The following is a 15,456-nucleotide window of genomic DNA, read 5'->3' as shown; positions in this document are numbered from 1 at the left end:
TCTGCCCGATCCTAAGGGGCGGGGTGTGAAAGTCCAGCCGGAGGCGGAATGAAACTCTTTGTCGGTCTCGGCAATCCCGGCGCGAAATATGCGCAAAACCGGCACAACATCGGCTTCATGGCCGTTGACCGGATCGCCGAGGATCACGGCTTTGCGCCGTGGCGGGCGAAGTTCCAGGGGCAACTCAGCGAGGGGCGGCTCGGGCGCGAGCGCGTGGTGCTGCTCAAGCCCGAAACCTTCATGAACCTCTCCGGCCAGTCGGTGGGCGAGGCGATGCGCTTCTTCAAGCTCGAACCGGGCGACGTGACGGTGTTTCACGACGAGCTCGACCTTGCCCCCGGCAAGCTCCGGCTCAAGCAGGGCGGCGGCCATGCCGGGCACAACGGGCTGCGGTCGATCCATGGCCATATCGGCCCCGATTATGCTCGCGTGCGGCTGGGCATCGGACATCCCGGCCACAAGGACCGGGTGGCGCATTACGTGCTCACCGATTTCGCCAAGGCCGATGCCGACTGGCTCGACGATCTGTTGCGCGGCATTTCCGACGGGGCGGCGCACCTGGCCGAAGGAGAAGGGGCGAAGTTCACCAATGCGGTGGCGCTGCGCACGGCGCCGCCGAAGCCAGCCCCCAAGCCGAAGCCCGACGCCAGGGCCACCGAGCCGGAGGTCGTGCCGGACGACAGCCGCTCGCCGCTTCAGAAACTCGTGGACAAGTTCCGTTGACGCTCGAAGACGCCTTTCTCGACCAGGCCCGTTCCAACCGGGCGCTTGGCTCCCCCTTCACCGCGCGGGTGCTGTCCCTCGCCGCAACCCGCCTCGTCCCCGGCAACCCGGTGGCGGATCGGATGCGCGGCTGGCAGGGCGATATCGGCAGTCGCGGCGCTTCGCTGCCGCTGCGCTTCCTCGGCGGTCTGCACGCGCTGGTGCTCACCGGCGATTGCCCCGAGCTCGCGGCCTGCTACCCGCCGAACCCGCGCCCCGACGACGCCACCCTTGCCGCCGCGCTCGACACCGCGCTGGGCCGCCACCAGCCCACCCTGATGCGCTGGCTCGATCTGCCGCCGCAAACCAACGAGGTGCGCCGCGCCGCCGTGATGATCGCGGCCGCCCATTGGCTGGCCGTCCATTTCGGGCTGTCGCGATTCGTCGCCTCGGAACTGGGGGCCTCCGCCGGGCTGAACCTGATGTGGGACCGTTTCCGCCTCGATCTCGCCTGCGGCATCTTCGGGCCGCGCGCCTCGGGGGTGCGGCTCGATCCCGAGTGGCGTGGCCCCTGCCTGCCGGAGGCCGATATCGAGGTGATCGACCGGCGCGGCGTCGATATTGCCCCGCTGAACCCGCATGATCCTGACGACGCGCTGCGCCTGACCTCCTATCTCTGGTCCGATCAGCCGTGGCGGATCGAGCGCACCCGTGCCGCGATAGAGATTGCCGAGGCCGACGTCGACAAGGGCGACGCGGGCGACTGGCTCGCCCGCCGGCTCGCCACCGAACACCCCGGGGCGATCCACCTCGTGACCCACACCGTCGCCTGGCAGTATTTCCCGGAGAACACCTGTCAAACCTGCCTCGACGCCTTCGCGGAAGCCGGCGCGCGGGCCACCCGCGACGCCCCCCTCGCCCGGCTTTCGATGGAAGGCGACACGCGCAGGGGCGAAGGCGCGCCGATCGAGCTGACGATCTGGCCCGGCGGTCGCACCCACAAGCTCGGGCGGGTCGATTTTCATGGCCGCTGGGTTGATTGGAAACCGCCAGCCGATCCGCGCCGTAAGACCTAGACAGACAACCCTGCAAACGAGGAATTCCCGATGACCGATACCCCCGAGATCGCCCAGAAAGCCCCCTTCGCCGTCGATGTGGAGGAGGGCAAGAACTACTTCTGGTGCGCCTGCGGCCGTTCCAAGACCCAGCCGTTCTGCGACGGATCGCACAAGGGAACCGGGCTCGCACCGGTGAAGTTCACCGCCGACGCCTCGAAGAAGGTGTTCTTCTGCGGCTGCAAGCACAGCCAGAAGGCCCCGATGTGCGACGGAACGCACAGCAGGCTCTGAGATGCGCCCGCGTCCGGTCCTGATTGCCGTTGCCGCTTTTGTCGCCGTCACGGCGCTTGCGGGGATGGCAAAGCGCGAGGAGATCACCCGTCTCCTCGCGGTCAACGCGCTGTTCGAGCCCGACCGGATCGTGCACAACTTCTCGAACATGGGCACGATGTTCCACACCACACCGATGCCTCTTGCGGCGCATCAGGCCGAGCCTTTGCCCACTGCGCCGCGCCCGGCCACCCTGCCGCCCGGGCTGGAAGACTGGATCGCCGCGCGCGGCGTGACCTCGCTTGTGGCGCTCCACCGCGGCGAGGTGGTGTACGAAGGCTATTTCCGTGGCACCGGGCGCGACGATCTGCGGGTGAGCTGGTCGGTGGCCAAGAGCTTCCTCGCCGCGCTCTTCGGTATCTTCGTCGAAAACGGCGCGATCGCCTCGCTCGACGATCCGGTGACGAAATACGCGCCCGCTCTGAGCGGTTCGGCCTATGACGGGGCGAGCATCCGCAACGTGCTCAACATGGCCTCGGGCGTGGCCTTCAACGAGGATTACGCCGACTTCTGGTCCGACATCAACCGCATGGGCCGGGTGATCGCGCTCGGCGGCTCGCTCGACGACTTCGCCGCCAGCCTCACCGAGCGGCGGGCGGAGCCGGGTGCCGCGTTCCACTACGTCTCGATCGACACGCACGTGCTTGGCATGGTGCTGCGCGGTGCCACCGGGCGCAGCGTGCCCGAGCTGATGGCCGAGCACATCTTCGCCCCGCTCGGGCTGGAGGCCGATCCGTATTTCCTCGCCGATGGCACCGGCGCGGCCTTCGTGCTGGGAGGGCTCAACATGACAGCGCGCGACTATGCCCGCTTCGGCCAGCTTATCCTGCAGGGCGGGCGCTGGGGCGAGGTACAGGTCGTGCCGGAAAACTGGGTGATGGAAATGACGGCGGAAAGCGCGCCGGGCGAGCGCCCGCGCTATGGCTACCAATGGTGGCTGCCCAACGACGGACGCCCCGGCGAGGTTTTCGCCCAGGGTCTCTACGGCCAGTACATCTGGATCGATCCGCGCAACGACGCGGTGGTGGCCATGACCTCGGCCGACCTCGGCTTTCTCGACCCCGGGGTGCAGCAGGACAGTATCGAAAAACTTCGCATGATCGGGGAGACACTGCGATGAAACCGGTTCCCGACCGCCCGCTCAACGTGCTTGGCGGCACCCTGCTCGCCTGCTCCGACGATCCGATCACCGGTTTTTTCCGCGATGGTCATTGCAACACCTGCGATGCCGATATTGGCCGGCATACGATCTGCGCGGTGATGACGGCGGAGTTTCTCGCCTTCCAGAAATACGTCGGCAACGATCTCAGCACGCCCCGGCCGGAGTGGGACTTTCCCGGTCTCAAACCGGGCGACCAATGGTGCGTGGTCGCCGCCCGTTTCCTCCAGGCCCATGACGAAGGCTGCGCCCCTCGGGTCCGGCTGGAGGCCACCCATATCCGCGCGCTCGAGGTGGTGCCGCTCGACGTGCTCCAGCAATACGCGCTCTGAGCGCCGATTGCCGCTTCACATCGCCCCGGCCCTCGCCTATCGGGGCAGGCGAAGGCTGGTTTGGGAGGCCGACCGATGGACCGCGACACGCTGAATGCCCTGTGCTGGGCCTCGGGGATCACCACCCACTACGGTGCCCGCGAAGTGCCCGACGCCACCAAGCGCGCGCTGCTCGCGGCGCTCGGCGTGAGCGAAACCGTCTCGCCCGAAGCGGCGGGCGTGCCTGATTTCCACGCCCGGCCCGATGCTGTCTGCGCCCTGCCCGATTGGCTCATGGAAGCGCCCACCTGGGGGCTGTTCTGCCAGCTTTACGAACTGCGCTCGGCGGCCTCGTGGGGCATCGGCGATTTCGGCGATCTCGCCCGCCTCCTGCGCGTCGCTGCCGAGGCGGGGGCGGACTTTCTCGGCATCAACCCGGTGCACGCGCTGTTTCTCGCAGCCCCCGACCGGCGCAGCCCGTTCATGCCCTCGAACCGCCGTTTCCTGAACCCGCTCTACATCGCGATGGACGCGCTCCCGGGCCGCACTCCCCCCGACGAGGCGGCCCTCGCCGCCGTCGAGGCCGCGGATTTGATCGACTATCCGGGCGTTGCCGCGCTGAAACTCAACGGGCTGCGCGCCGTGTTCGCCGAAAGCCCCTTCGGCCCCGATCACCCGGAAGCGGTTTTCGAGGCCTACCGCACCGAGGGCGGCGCGGCGCTGACCCGCCACGCGCTGTTCGAGGCGCTCTCGCTCGACATGGTGGCGCGCGGGCACGAAGCCGGGTGGCGGACTTGGCCCGAAGAGTTCCAAAGCCCCGAAAGCCCCGCCGTCAGGGCCTTCGCCGAACAGAACGCCGGCGAGGTGCGCTTCCACGTCTGGCTGCAATGGATCGCCCATCGCCAACTCGCCGCCGCCCAGGCCACGGCGAAGGCGGCGGGGATGCGCATCGGGCTCTATCTCGATCTTGCGGTCGGCGAGGCGCTCGACGGGTCGGCAACGTGGAGCACCCCCGGCCTCGCGCTGCCCGGCGTCGTGGTCGGCGCGCCGCCGGACGTGTTTTCGCAAGACGGGCAGAACTGGGATCTTGCCGCGCTCTCGCCCACCACGCTGGCGGCCGAGGATTACGCCTCGCTGCGCGCGCTGATCAAGGCCCAGCTCGACCACGCCGGTGCGCTCCGGATCGACCACGCGATGGTTCTGCGCCAACTCTTCCTCATTCCCGAAGGTGCGCCGGCCAGCGCCGGCACCCACATGGCTTATCCCTTCGCCGAGATGCTTCGGGTGGTGGCGGAGGAAAGCCGGAGCCACGGTTCGGTGATGATCGGGGAAGACCTCGGCTTCGTGCCGGACGGTTTTCGCGAGGCGATGCACGCGGCGAATATCCTCGCCTACCGCATCCTCTATTTCGAGCAGGAATGGGGGCTGTTTTCGCGCGCGTCCGCCTGGCCCGAAATGGCGCTCGCCTGCATCTCGACCCACGATCTGCCCACGCTCAAAGGCTGGTGGCGAGGCGAGGATATCGAGGCGCGGCGCGCTTTCGGGCTGATCTCGCCGGACTATGCCACCGAGCAGGAAACGCGGCGGGGCGAGGAGCGGGAGGCACTGGTGAACGCTTTCATCGACGGCGGCCAGCTTCCCGAGGGGGCCCGCGACTGGGAGGCATCCGAGCTTCCGCCGCGCGTACTCGCCGCCGCCCATCGCTTCCTCGGGCAAACGCCCTCCCGGCTCGCAGGCGTGCGGCTGGCCGATCTCGTCGGGCCCGAGGCGCAGACCAACGTGCCCGGCACGCTCGACGAGCACCCGAACTGGCGCCGCCGCGCGCCGCTGCGGATCGAAGATATCGCCTCCGTCCCGGCTTTCGAAGAGATCACGGCATTGATGCGCGCTGTGCGTCCGCGAGGCCAGACGTTCGATCAGCCTCTGCCGGGCGCGAAGGCTCCAGGATCAGGGCATCGTCGATCAGGTCTTCTATGAACTGGCTCAACAGCTGGCTGCGCCCGCTCACACCCGCCTTGCGGTAGATCGCGTTGGTCTGGGCCTTGATCGTGCCTTCCGAGGTGCCGCGCAACCCGGCGATCTCCGCCGTGGAGAACCCCTTGATCGAAAACAGCGCGACTTCGCGTTCGGCCGGCGTCAGCCCCCAATCGACGAAGGAGTCCTCGACCAGTTCCATGAAAACCCCGGAGGCGACCCGCAGCTTGGCTTCCGCGCGCTGGTGGCGCTGGCGGGACCGGTAGAGCGCGACAGCGCCCAGCACGAAGCCGAGCACCAGCCCGAACGCGGCGCCGATCTCGATGATTTCGCGCAATCGCCATGCGATCGGCGTGGACCGAAGCCCGATATAGGCCGAAAGAATATCGCCGATGAAGAAGAAGGCGCAAAATGCCTGAACGACGAGTGCGGCGAGAATGATGTGGCGGTCACGCACCGCAAAGCCCACCGCTGACTAGCACCTTTCGAGTTGAGAAGGGTTCAACGCGGGCTCCGGCCATCAATCATCGTCTCCGTCGTCGTCATCATCGCCGCTATCGTCGCTATCGTCACGATCGTCGTCATCGTCGTCACGATCATCATCGCGATCGTCGTCATCGTCGTCGTCGTCATCGTCACGATCATCGTCACGGTCGTCATCATCGTCGTCGCGCGCTGGAGATGCCGAACCGGATTCTCCCCCGAAGGGCGAAACGATTCGCGGCGAAACCCGCTCTTCCTCATCCAGATCATCCCAGTAGTCGCGCAGGATTTCGCCGGTGCGCGGGTTGAAAATGATCTCGCGGGACCGCGTATCCGATGTCGCCACGATCCGGACCCGGCCAAGGAATGTCGTGTTGATCCTGATCCGGTGGAACCCCTGGTCAACCAGTTGCTGGACGATCACGTCCTGCATGCTCTGCGCCATCGCGGGCGTTCCCGAAACGGACAGGGCAATCAGGCAGGCGTAGATAAGGTTTCTTGTCATCCGGGGCATCCATTCGCAAAACTCAGACTGCCCGCATCCGGGCCGGCAATCAACCGGCCCGGTGTGAGGACGAGGCATATTCAGTCGTCGTCGCCGTCATCGTCGTCGTCGCTGCCGCTGTCGCGATCATCATCGTCATCATCGTCGTCGTCGTCGTCGTGATCATCATCGTCGTCGTCGTCGTCATCGCGATCATCATCGCGGTCATCGTCGTCATCATCGCGGTCGTCGTCGCGGTCATCATCGCGGTCGTCGTCATCATCGTCATCGTCGTCGTCGTCTTCATCGTCGAAGAGATCGTCGAGGTCGTCCTCATCCACCGCGCGGGTTCTCTCCGAGGCGACCGAGCCATCTTCGTTGAACCGGCGTTCGATTTCGCCTTCAGGAGTCAAGATCTCTTCCTTGCGGATGTTGCCGTCGAGGTCAAAACTGCGCTCGACCTTGATGCCCGGGCCCTTTGCCTCCACGTCCACGGAGAACCGCGAGATCAGGACTTCGATCTTGGTGTAGGCTTGGCCTTCGCTCTTGAAGTCGGCAATGATCCTGTCGATCACCGCCTGGTCGGCAGCAATGGCTGCGGTGCCGATCAAGGCCGCGGTCGCAGTCGAGAAAACGAAATTCTTGAAACGCATGGTCTGTATCCTTCGATGTTTACGGATGTGGAGGCTGCCGGACGGAGCCGACACCCGTCACCCTCTGCGCATCGAAGGCCCCGCACCATTGACCTTCGGTTTAGCCCGGCCCGGCTAAACCTTGCTCATAGGCGCATAAACCTAAGTTTAGGGCCTGTGGCCGAGCGCAACACGGCATTGCCGGACCGCGCGCGATGGCACAACACCCCCTGTGTGGGCGCACCGCGTGCAGGGGCCGCACCCAGTCGTTCGCGGACTTGCGCGAGTAGACCGTCAGGAACCCAGGGCCTAGGGTCAGGTGAGCCCCGACATATCCGTGCCAAGCGCCTTGGCGACGGTGAAGATGTCCTTGTCGCCCCGGCCGCAGAGGTTGGCCACGATGATATGGTCTTTCGGCAACTCGGGGGCGATCTTCATCACGTGGGCCATCGCATGAGACGGTTCCAGCGCGGGAATGATTCCCTCGGTGCTGCACAGAAGCTTGAACGCCTCCAGCGCCTCGGCATCGGTGATCGCGACGTATTCGGCGCGGCCGATATCGTGCAGCCAGGAATGTTCCGGACCGATGCCGGGATAATCCAGCCCCGCCGAGATCGAGTAGCCTTCGAGGATCTGGCCGTCGTCGTCCTGAAGCAGGTAGGTGCGGTTGCCATGCAGCACGCCGGGGCGCCCGCCGGTGAGCGAGGCGCAATGCTCCATCTTCTCGTTCACGCCCTTGCCACCGGCCTCGACGCCGATGATGCCCACGTCCTTGTCGTCGAGGAACGGGTAGAACAGGCCCATCGCGTTCGACCCGCCGCCGATCGCGGCGATGATCGTATCCGGCAGCCGGCCCTCGGCCTTGAGGATCTGCTCCTTGGCCTCCTTGCCGATGATCGACTGGAAATCGCGCACCATCGCCGGGTAGGGGTGCGGGCCCGCCACCGTGCCGATGCAGTAGAAGGTATCGCGCACGTTGGTCACCCAGTCGCGCAGCGCGTCGTTCATCGCGTCCTTGAGCGTGCCGCGCCCGGAGGTGACCGGCACCACTTCGGCGCCAAGAAGCTTCATGCGGAAGACGTTGGGCGCCTGCCGCTCGACGTCATGCGCGCCCATGTAGACGATGCATTGCAGGCCGAACTTGGCGCAGACCGTCGCCGTGGCCACGCCGTGCTGCCCCGCGCCGGTTTCGGCGATGATGCGGGATTTGCCCATGCGGCGGGCGAGGATGATCTGGCCCAGCACGTTGTTGATCTTGTGCGCGCCGGTGTGGTTCAACTCGTCACGCTTGAGGTAGATCCTGGCCCCACCGAGATGCTCGGTGAGACGTTCGGCGAAGTAGAGCGGGCTGGGGCGGCCGACATAATGCGTCCACAGATCTTCCATCTCGGCCCAGAAATCGGCATCGTCCTTGGCCTTTTCGTATTCCGCCTGCAGCTCGAGAATGAGCGGCATCAGCGTTTCCGAGACGAAGCGGCCGCCGTAGTTGCCAAAACGGCCTTTCTCGTCGGGACCGTTCATGAAGGAATTGAAAAGATCGTCGGCCATGGTCTGCGCTCCAGGTTGGTCGGGTTCGTCCTAATCGTTGACGCCGCGCAGAGCAAGCGCGGACGCGGGCGCGCGCCCGCGTCACTCGCCCGCGCGCGCGGGCGAGTTCCCTCCCCGAACTCTCCGGATCGGCTGGGCGTTGCAGCAGACGATGAAATGGCGGCCGTTTTCCAGCGCCTGCCAACCCCGCCGCTCGACCTCAGCGAGAAACGCGGCGCGCCCGACGATTCGCTCCACGTCTCGCACCTGCCTTTTGAACACGCCCCCGCAACGCGCATCGCGCGACGCGAAGACGCTGCGCAACCATTTGTCGGGTTCGATTTCATCCGGGCGTCCAACCATGGGCCGAGCCTGCCCGATCCTGGTAAACGAAAGGTTAGCTCCCCTGCGCCGCCGCAATGAAATCCCGGATCATGCCTTCGTCCTTCTCCCCCGGCGCGCATTCCACGCCGGACGAGACATCCACCTGCCGCGCCCCGGTCAGCTTCACCGCGAGGCCCACGTTTTGCGCCGTGAGTCCGCCCGCGAGCATCCACGGCTTGCCCCAGTGCCGCCCGGCGATCAGGCGCCAGTCGAAGGGCACGCCCATGCCGCCGGGCAGATCGGCCCCCTTGGGCGGCTTGGCGTCCACGAGGATCTGGTCGGCCACCGGCATGTAGGCATCGAGCTTGTCAAGGTCGGCCGCCTCCCCGATTCCCACCGCCTTCATCACCGGCAGGCCATAGCGGGCGCGAATTTCGGCCACCCGCGCCGGGCTTTCGGCGCCGTGCAACTGCAGCATGTCGACCGGCACATGGGCGGTGATTTCGTCGAGCAGGGCATCGTCGGCATCCACTACCAGCGCCACCTTCGCCACACCGGGCGGCACGTCCAGAGCCAGGGCCGCGGCGGCGTCGATGCGCAGGTTGCGAGGCGATTTGGGGAAGAACACGAATCCCAAGTAGCCGGCGCCGGCCGCGACGGCGGCGCGCACATGCTCAGGCCGGGTCAGCCCGCAGATCTTGACGCGGATCCCGTCCATCCCCGGGCCTAGCGCCCGTCCTCCAGAAGCTCCAGCACGTCATCACCGGGCTTGGCCGCTTCATGCTTGAGGCTCTGCACCTCTTTCGACAATGCCACCGCCGCGCGCTCGGCCCGCTTGCCCTTGGCGCGCAGCTTGTATTCGCGCAGCCATTCCCAGACGAAGCCGATCATGACGCCCGCGACGATGCCAAGGAAGATGATGATGAACAGCGGCATCGGAACCTGCCAGCTGAAGCCGAGGAAGCCGGCAAGCTCCTCGGGCAGAAGCCGCAGCACCACCACCTCGCGGTTGGCCAGCGCAACGGTTATGAGAACGACCGCGAGAGCGGCCAGGAAGGCGTAGCGAACATAGCGCATGTGACGGACCCTTTACTTGCCGTTCAGCCGGTCGCGCAGATACTTGCCTGTCTTGAAGAAAGGCACGTGTTTTTCCTCGACCTGCACCGCCTCGCCGGTGCGCGGATTGCGCCCCACGCGCGCGTCGCGCTTTTTCACCGAGAAGGCGCCGAAACCACGAAGTTCCACCCGGTCGCCCCGGGCCATGGCCTCGATGATCTCCTCGAAGATGGTGTTGACGATGCGCTCAACGTCGCGCTGGTAGAGATGCGGGTTTTCGTCCGCGATCTTCTGGATCAGTTCCGACCGGATCATCCAAGCCCCCCGATTTCCACACGGCGCTTTCTTTCGCAGTGCACCGTTCGAACATGACTATAGGCCCAAAGCTTCGCCCGCGAAACATCTTCGGGCAGGGCGATCGGCGGAAATCCCCGGCAAATGCCAGAATTTTCCCCGCAAAACCGGCCCGTTAGACGAAAGCTGCCTGCCAGGGCCCACCCGGGGGCGCCAGAACCCACCCGGATGTGTCCTTGATTCGCTGCCTGCGCGCCTTCGGCGCATGGCTGGTGGATTGCGCGTTTCCGCCGCCCCTGCCACCATCGCCCCTGAGGAGATCGAGCCATGAAAAATGCCGACCTGCAGATGCAAATCGCCCCGCTCCGGCGCCATTTTGAAGCCGGGGCCACCCGTTCGCTGAGCTGGCGTCGCGCCCAGCTCAAGGCGCTGGTGGCGATGAGTCGGGAGCGCGAGGGCGAGATTGCCGCCGCCCTCGCCGAAGATCTCGGCAAATCCGCCTTCGAGGCTTACGTGAGTGAAATCGGCTTCATCGCCAGCCATGCCCGCCATGCGCTGAAGCGCCTGCGCCGCTGGGCGCGGCCACGGCGCAGGCCGGTCGATCTGCTCAACCTGCCCGGCCGGGCCTGGCTCCAACCCGAACCGCGCGGTGTGGTGCTGATCCTCGCGCCGTGGAACTACCCCTGGCACCTTGCACTGAGCCCGCTGATCGGCGCGCTCGCGGCGGGCAATTGCGCGGTGTTGAAACCGTCCGAATTCGCCCCCGCCACCTCGGCATTGCTCGCCCGGCTGCTGCCGGAATATCTCGATGAAGCGGCGGTGCGGGTGATCGAGGGCGACGCGGACGTGGCCCAGGCTCTGCTCGCCGAGCCCTTCGATCTCGTCTTCTTCACCGGCAGCACCGCCGTGGGGCGTAAGGTGATGCAGGCGGCCAGCGCGCACCTTGCCCCGGTGGTGCTGGAGCTTGGCGGCAAGAGCCCCACCATCGTGACGCGCGACGCCGATCTCGCGGTCGCCGCCCGCCGCATTGCGTGGGGCAAGAGCGTGAACGCCGGGCAAACCTGCGTCGCCCCGGATTACCTGCTGGTCGAGAGCGCCGTGGCCAAACCATTCCTCGACGCGCTCACCACCGAGTTCCGCCGCCAGCTCGGCAAGGCCCCGCGCAACAGCCGCGATTATGGCCGGATCGTCAGCCGCCGCCACTTCGACCGCCTCAGCGCGATGCTGGGGGAAGGCGAAACCCCGTTCGGCGGCCAGACCGACGCCGAGGCGCTGTTCATCGCGCCGACACTGCTGCGCAATTTGCCCGCGGACGCAGCCGCGATGAACGAGGAGATCTTCGGTCCGATCCTTCCGGTGATCGAGGTCGAAAGCATCGACGCGGCCATCGCCCATGTCCGGGCCGGGCCGAAACCGCTCGCGCTCTACCTGTTCAGCAAGAACCGCGACACGCAGCGCCGGGTGATCGCCGAGACAAGCTCGGGCTCGGTTCTGATCAACGACGTGATGATGCAGGTTTCGCCGCCGGGGCTGCCCTTTGGCGGGGTCGGCGCGAGCGGCATGGGCACCTACCACGGCGCCGCCTCCTTCGACAGCTTCAGCCATCTCAAGCCGGTGCTGCGCAAGTGGACCTGGGGCGACATTGCCGTGCGCTACCCGCCCTATTCGGCCCGCGCCCGGCGCTGGCTGCGCCGGCTGTTCTGACCGGGGCAAAGAAAAAAGGCCCCGCCAGAGTATCTGGCGGGGCCTTCGATTCGTGACTGGCCGGGGCGGCTTATTCGTCGCCCTTCAGCGCGGCGCCGAGAATGTCGCCGAGCGAAGCGCCGGAGTCGGACGAGCCATACTGCTGCACGGCTTCCTTCTCTTCGGCGATCTCGCGGGCCTTGATCGAAAGGCCGAGGCGGCGCGACTTCGCGTCCACGTTGGTAACACGCACATCGACGTGATCACCCACCTGGAACCGCTCGGGACGCTGTTCGGCCCGGTCGCGCGAGAGGTCGGAGCGGCGGATGAAGGACTTCATGCCCTCGTATTCCACCTCGATGCCGCCATCCTCGATCGCCGTCACGGTGACGGTGATGATCGAACCGCGCTTCACGCCGCCAACGGCTTCGGCAAACTTGTCGCCGCCGAGGGCCTTGATCGAGAGCGAGATCCGCTCTTTCTCCGTGTCGACCTCCGACACGACCGCCTGAACCACGTCGCCCTTGCGGTAGTTCTGGATGGCTTCCTCGCCGCGCTGATCCCAGCTGAGATCGGAGAGGTGAACCATGCCGTCGATGTCGCCCTCGAGACCGATGAACAGGCCGAACTCGGTGATGTTCTTCACCTCGCCCTCGACCTCGGTGCCTTCGGGGTGCGTTTCGGCGAACACTTCCCACGGGTTGCGCATGGTCTGCTTCAGGCCGAGCGAGACGCGGCGCTTGGCGGCGTCGATCTCGAGCACCATGACGTCGACCTCCTGCGAGGTCGAAACGATCTTGCCGGGATGGACGTTCTTCTTCGTCCAGCTCATCTCCGACACGTGCACGAGGCCCTCGACACCGGGCTCCAACTCCACGAAGGCGCCGTAATCGGTGATGTTGGTCACGCGGCCCTTGTGCACCGAACCGATCGGGAACTTGGTGGCCACCAGGTCCCACGGATCTTCCTGCAGCTGCTTGATGCCGAGGCTGATGCGGTGGGTTTCCTTGTTGATCTTGATGACCTGGACCTTGATGGTCTCGCCGATCGACAGGATCTCGGAGGGGTGGTTGACGCGGCGCCAGGCCATGTCGGTGACGTGCAGAAGCCCGTCCACACCGCCGAGATCGACGAAGGCGCCGTATTCGGTGATGTTCTTCACCACACCGTCGACGGTCTGGCCCTCGGTCAGGTTGGCGATCACCTCGGCGCGCTGCTCAGCACGGCTCTCCTCGAGGATCGCACGGCGCGACACCACGATGTTGCCACGGCGACGGTCCATCTTGAGGATCTGGAAGGGCTGCTTGAGGCCCATCAGCGGGCCGGCGTCGCGCACCGGGCGCACGTCGACCTGGGAGCCGGGCAGGAAGGCCACGGCGCCGCCGAGATCGACGGTGAAGCCGCCCTTGACGCGGCCGAAGATCGCGCCTTCGACGCGGGCGTCGTCGGCATAGGCTTTTTCAAGACGATCCCAGGCTTCTTCGCGGCGGGCCATCTCGCGCGAGATGACGGCTTCGCCACGGGCGTTCTCGGCAGCGCGGAGAAACACCTCCACTTCGTCGCCGACAGAAATATCGGGCGCTTCACCGGGATTCGCGAATTCCTTGAGGTCGACGCGGCCTTCCATCTTGTAGCCGACGTCGATAATGGCTTGTCCCGCCTCGACGGCGATGACCTTGCCCTTGACGACAGAGCCCTCTTCGGGCGTGTCCATTTCGAAGCTTTCGTTGAGGAGGGCTTCGAATTCCTCCATGGATGCTTTAGCGCACATGCGTGTTTCGGTTCCTTTTTTTACTATTCGGGCCAGGCGGTTGTCTCCGCCGGTCTTTCATCGGTTTACAGGCGAGGCCGGATCACCCGGTGCAAAACAAAGAGGGCCGGTTGCCCGACCCTGCTCGCCCTCGTCTTGCGGCTTTTGCCCTTGCCTTCGCGCGGGGATATACGGGCTTTCACCCCGTCTGGCAAGGGGTTTCAGGGGATTTGCGCCGGTGCGCGGGGCAGGTAAGCTGATCCCCGACCCAACTGGCAGGCAGGCATGATCTCGCATCCGCACAAGACCGTTTTCGTTCATATCCCGAAATGCGGCGGGCAAAGCATCGAGGCGGCCTTTCTCGCCGATCTCGGGCTGTCCTGGGCCGAACGCGCGCCGCTGCTGCTCAGGCCCAACGACCAGCCCCGCCTCGGGCCACCCCGCCTCGCCCACCTGCTGGCGCGCGATTACGTCGGCTGCCACTACCTGAGCGCCGAGCTGTTCGAGGCCTATTTCAGCTTCGCGCTGGTCCGCTCGCCCTTCGACCGGGTGCTGTCGTTCTATCATTACCTCAAACCCACGGACTCGCTCAGCGCCTTCGTCCAAAAGACCCTCACCGCCACGTTCGAGGCCGCCGACGATCCGGCCGGGCAGTACTATTTCCTCCGCCCGCAGGCCGATTATCTCACCGATGCACGCGGCACCCCGATGCTGACGAAAACCTTCCGGCTCGAAGACCTCGCCGCCGTCGAACCCGAGATCCGCGCCCATTCCGGCCTGCGCGCGCCGATCCCCCATGCCAACCGATCCACGCCGCGCGCCACGCTGTCAGACCTCTCCGGCGACGATATCGCGATCATCCGCGCACTGTACGAGGCCGATTTCGAGCTTCTCGGCTATCCCGACGCGCCCTGAGGGTGCCGATGCCGCCACGGTTCCAGGCTTTCGCCGGCGCGCGGGCTTGGCGGCTCACGCCTTGGCGCCGCGCGCCTCCACCGCGCCGATCGCCGCCGCCACCGCCTCCTTGATCGACATCTCGGAGGTGTCGATCACCACGGCATCGTCGGCCGGCCGCAACGGCGCTGTCGCGCGCTCGCTGTCGCGCGCATCGCGAGCCTTCACGTCATCCAGCACCGCCTCGCGCGTCGCCTCGTGGCCACCCTCGACCAATTCGAGATATCGCCGCTCGGCCCGCACCTCGGGGCTGGCGGTGACGAACAGCTTGGCCTGCGCCTCGGGGCAGATCACCGTTCCGATATCGCGCCCGTCAAGCACCGCGCCGCCCGCCCGCGCGGCGAAGGCACGCTGGAAATCGACGAGTGCCGCGCGCACCTGCGGGTTCACCGCCACCCGGCTCGCGGCCTCGGCCACCGCCTGCGTGCGCAACCCCTCGGCGTTCAGGTCCTCCGCCCGCAACGCCTGCGCGGCTTCCAGCGGATCGGCCCCTTCCGTCACCTTCGCCCCGACCGCGCGATAAAGCAGCCCGGTATCGAGATAGGCAAAACCGAAATGCGCCGCCACCGCCCGGGCGATCGTGCCCTTGCCCGCCGCCGCCGGCCCGTCGATCGCCACCGTGAATGCCATTGGTCCCTTGCCCTTTTTCCTGCCACGGCCCAGCGCCCTCTCGCCCGCTCGCGCGGCCAGAGCCACCAATGCCACCGCCACCGCCGCCCTCAGCGCCTCGGCCTT

General features: G+C 66.4%; 18 protein-coding genes. 8 read left to right on the top strand and 10 right to left on the bottom strand.

The window, feature by feature from the left end; translation table 11 throughout:
- The first annotated feature begins 48 nt into the window (after positions 1-48).
- The 6 genes from pth (at position 49) to malQ (ending at position 5,537) form a co-directional block, all read left to right on the top strand.
- On the top strand, positions 49-723 hold the full coding sequence (gene pth / locus IEW01_RS11465; RefSeq protein ID WP_188527763.1) for an aminoacyl-tRNA hydrolase: 675 nt from the start codon (positions 49-51) through the stop codon (positions 721-723).
- The gene (locus tag IEW01_RS11460; RefSeq protein WP_188527762.1) at positions 720-1,778 is read left to right on the top strand and encodes a DUF2332 domain-containing protein; all 1,059 of its coding nucleotides are present in this window, start codon (positions 720-722) and stop codon (positions 1,776-1,778) included. Before pth ends, IEW01_RS11460 begins: the two co-directional genes overlap by 4 nt.
- A 30-nt stretch (positions 1,779-1,808) precedes the next feature.
- Positions 1,809-2,051, top strand: coding sequence for a CDGSH iron-sulfur domain-containing protein (locus tag IEW01_RS11455; RefSeq protein WP_188527761.1), 243 nt, complete (start codon positions 1,809-1,811; stop codon positions 2,049-2,051).
- Between the two features lie 64 nt (positions 2,052-2,115).
- A complete protein-coding gene (locus tag IEW01_RS11450; protein WP_229738215.1) occupies positions 2,116-3,210 on the top strand; it encodes a serine hydrolase domain-containing protein in 1,095 nt (364 codons plus the stop codon).
- Positions 3,207-3,581 carry a DUF2237 family protein gene (locus IEW01_RS11445; protein WP_188527759.1) on the top strand — a complete coding sequence of 125 codons (375 nt, stop codon included), beginning with the start codon at positions 3,207-3,209 and terminating at the stop codon, positions 3,579-3,581. The genes IEW01_RS11450 and IEW01_RS11445 overlap by 4 nt, the downstream gene beginning before the upstream one ends.
- Before the next feature lie 75 nt (positions 3,582-3,656).
- Positions 3,657-5,537 (top strand): 4-alpha-glucanotransferase, encoded by a 1,881-nt coding sequence (malQ, locus tag IEW01_RS11440; RefSeq protein WP_188527758.1) that lies wholly within the window; start codon positions 3,657-3,659, stop codon positions 5,535-5,537.
- Here malQ and IEW01_RS11435 read toward each other — a convergent pair.
- The 8 genes from IEW01_RS11435 to ihfB form a co-directional block, all read right to left on the bottom strand.
- Entirely contained in the window at positions 5,431-6,003 is a 573-nt protein-coding gene (locus tag IEW01_RS11435) for a helix-turn-helix transcriptional regulator (RefSeq protein WP_229738214.1), read from the bottom strand. The two genes, malQ and IEW01_RS11435, sit on opposite strands and share 107 nt — an antisense overlap.
- A 51-nt stretch (positions 6,004-6,054) precedes the next feature.
- Entirely contained in the window at positions 6,055-6,522 is a 468-nt protein-coding gene (locus IEW01_RS11430; RefSeq protein WP_188527756.1) for a hypothetical protein, read from the bottom strand.
- A gap of 80 nt (positions 6,523-6,602) precedes the next feature.
- The gene (locus tag IEW01_RS11425) at positions 6,603-7,154 is read right to left on the bottom strand and encodes a hypothetical protein (RefSeq protein WP_188527755.1); all 552 of its coding nucleotides are present in this window, start codon (positions 7,152-7,154) and stop codon (positions 6,603-6,605) included.
- A gap of 294 nt (positions 7,155-7,448) precedes the next feature.
- Positions 7,449-8,681, bottom strand: coding sequence for a tryptophan synthase subunit beta (trpB, locus tag IEW01_RS11420; protein ID WP_188527754.1), 1,233 nt, complete (start codon positions 8,679-8,681; stop codon positions 7,449-7,451).
- Positions 8,682-8,762: 81 nt separating this feature from the next.
- Entirely contained in the window at positions 8,763-9,023 is a 261-nt protein-coding gene (locus IEW01_RS11415; RefSeq protein WP_188527753.1) for an N-(5'-phosphoribosyl)anthranilate isomerase, read from the bottom strand.
- 34 nt (positions 9,024-9,057) lie between these two features.
- The gene (locus IEW01_RS11410; protein ID WP_188527752.1) at positions 9,058-9,702 is read right to left on the bottom strand and encodes a phosphoribosylanthranilate isomerase; all 645 of its coding nucleotides are present in this window, start codon (positions 9,700-9,702) and stop codon (positions 9,058-9,060) included.
- 8 nt (positions 9,703-9,710) lie between these two features.
- A complete protein-coding gene (locus tag IEW01_RS11405; protein WP_188527751.1) occupies positions 9,711-10,061 on the bottom strand; it encodes a lipopolysaccharide assembly protein LapA domain-containing protein in 351 nt (116 codons plus the stop codon).
- A 12-nt stretch (positions 10,062-10,073) separates the two neighbouring features.
- A complete protein-coding gene (ihfB, locus tag IEW01_RS11400; protein WP_188527750.1) occupies positions 10,074-10,355 on the bottom strand; it encodes an integration host factor subunit beta in 282 nt (93 codons plus the stop codon).
- Positions 10,356-10,661: 306 nt separating this feature from the next.
- On the opposite strand from ihfB, the gene IEW01_RS11395 reads away from it, so the two are divergent.
- Positions 10,662-12,038 (top strand): aldehyde dehydrogenase family protein, encoded by a 1,377-nt coding sequence (locus IEW01_RS11395; protein ID WP_188527749.1) that lies wholly within the window; start codon positions 10,662-10,664, stop codon positions 12,036-12,038.
- Between the two features lie 70 nt (positions 12,039-12,108).
- Here the strand turns inward: IEW01_RS11395 and rpsA are convergent, their stop codons facing one another.
- Positions 12,109-13,788 carry a 30S ribosomal protein S1 gene (gene rpsA, locus IEW01_RS11390; protein WP_188527748.1) on the bottom strand — a complete coding sequence of 560 codons (1,680 nt, stop codon included), beginning with the start codon at positions 13,786-13,788 and terminating at the stop codon, positions 12,109-12,111.
- Positions 13,789-14,052: 264 nt separating this feature from the next.
- On the opposite strand from rpsA, the gene IEW01_RS11385 reads away from it, so the two are divergent.
- Positions 14,053-14,682 carry a sulfotransferase family 2 domain-containing protein gene (locus IEW01_RS11385; protein WP_188527747.1) on the top strand — a complete coding sequence of 210 codons (630 nt, stop codon included), beginning with the start codon at positions 14,053-14,055 and terminating at the stop codon, positions 14,680-14,682.
- A 54-nt stretch (positions 14,683-14,736) separates the two neighbouring features.
- On the opposite strand, the gene cmk is transcribed toward IEW01_RS11385, so the two are convergent.
- On the bottom strand, positions 14,737-15,351 hold the full coding sequence (gene cmk / locus IEW01_RS11380) for a (d)CMP kinase (protein WP_188527981.1): 615 nt from the start codon (positions 15,349-15,351) through the stop codon (positions 14,737-14,739).
- Positions 15,352-15,456: the final 105 nt, after the last annotated feature.

The sequence above is a fragment of the Sinisalibacter lacisalsi genome (assembly GCF_014640115.1).
Classification (GTDB): Bacteria; Pseudomonadota; Alphaproteobacteria; order Rhodobacterales; family Rhodobacteraceae; genus Sinisalibacter; species Sinisalibacter lacisalsi.
This window is presented reverse-complemented; position numbering and strand designations above follow the sequence as displayed.

Bases quoted from the DNA above. Each gene is read 5' to 3' on its own strand.
- IEW01_RS11415 (WP_188527753.1), bottom strand. From the start codon at position 9,023: ATGGTTGGACGCCCGGATGAAATCGAACCCGACAAATGGTTGCGCAGC.
- IEW01_RS11430 (WP_188527756.1), bottom strand. From the start codon at position 6,522: ATGACAAGAAACCTTATCTACGCCTGCCTGATTGCCCTGTCCGTTTCG.
- IEW01_RS11385 (WP_188527747.1), top strand. From the start codon at position 14,053: ATGATCTCGCATCCGCACAAGACCGTTTTCGTTCATATCCCGAAATGC.
- ihfB (WP_188527750.1), bottom strand. From the start codon at position 10,355: ATGATCCGGTCGGAACTGATCCAGAAGATCGCGGACGAAAACCCGCAT.
- rpsA (WP_188527748.1), bottom strand. From the start codon at position 13,788: ATGTGCGCTAAAGCATCCATGGAGGAATTCGAAGCCCTCCTCAACGAA.
- cmk (WP_188527981.1), bottom strand. From the start codon at position 15,351: ATGGCATTCACGGTGGCGATCGACGGGCCGGCGGCGGCGGGCAAGGGC.
- IEW01_RS11395 (WP_188527749.1), top strand. From the start codon at position 10,662: ATGAAAAATGCCGACCTGCAGATGCAAATCGCCCCGCTCCGGCGCCAT.
- IEW01_RS11425 (WP_188527755.1), bottom strand. From the start codon at position 7,154: ATGCGTTTCAAGAATTTCGTTTTCTCGACTGCGACCGCGGCCTTGATC.
- IEW01_RS11455 (WP_188527761.1), top strand. From the start codon at position 1,809: ATGACCGATACCCCCGAGATCGCCCAGAAAGCCCCCTTCGCCGTCGAT.
- pth (WP_188527763.1), top strand. From the start codon at position 49: ATGAAACTCTTTGTCGGTCTCGGCAATCCCGGCGCGAAATATGCGCAA.
- IEW01_RS11410 (WP_188527752.1), bottom strand. From the start codon at position 9,702: ATGGACGGGATCCGCGTCAAGATCTGCGGGCTGACCCGGCCTGAGCAT.
- IEW01_RS11405 (WP_188527751.1), bottom strand. From the start codon at position 10,061: ATGCGCTATGTTCGCTACGCCTTCCTGGCCGCTCTCGCGGTCGTTCTC.
- malQ (WP_188527758.1), top strand. From the start codon at position 3,657: ATGGACCGCGACACGCTGAATGCCCTGTGCTGGGCCTCGGGGATCACC.
- IEW01_RS11445 (WP_188527759.1), top strand. From the start codon at position 3,207: ATGAAACCGGTTCCCGACCGCCCGCTCAACGTGCTTGGCGGCACCCTG.
- trpB (WP_188527754.1), bottom strand. From the start codon at position 8,681: ATGGCCGACGATCTTTTCAATTCCTTCATGAACGGTCCCGACGAGAAA.
- IEW01_RS11450 (WP_229738215.1), top strand. From the start codon at position 2,116: ATGGCAAAGCGCGAGGAGATCACCCGTCTCCTCGCGGTCAACGCGCTG.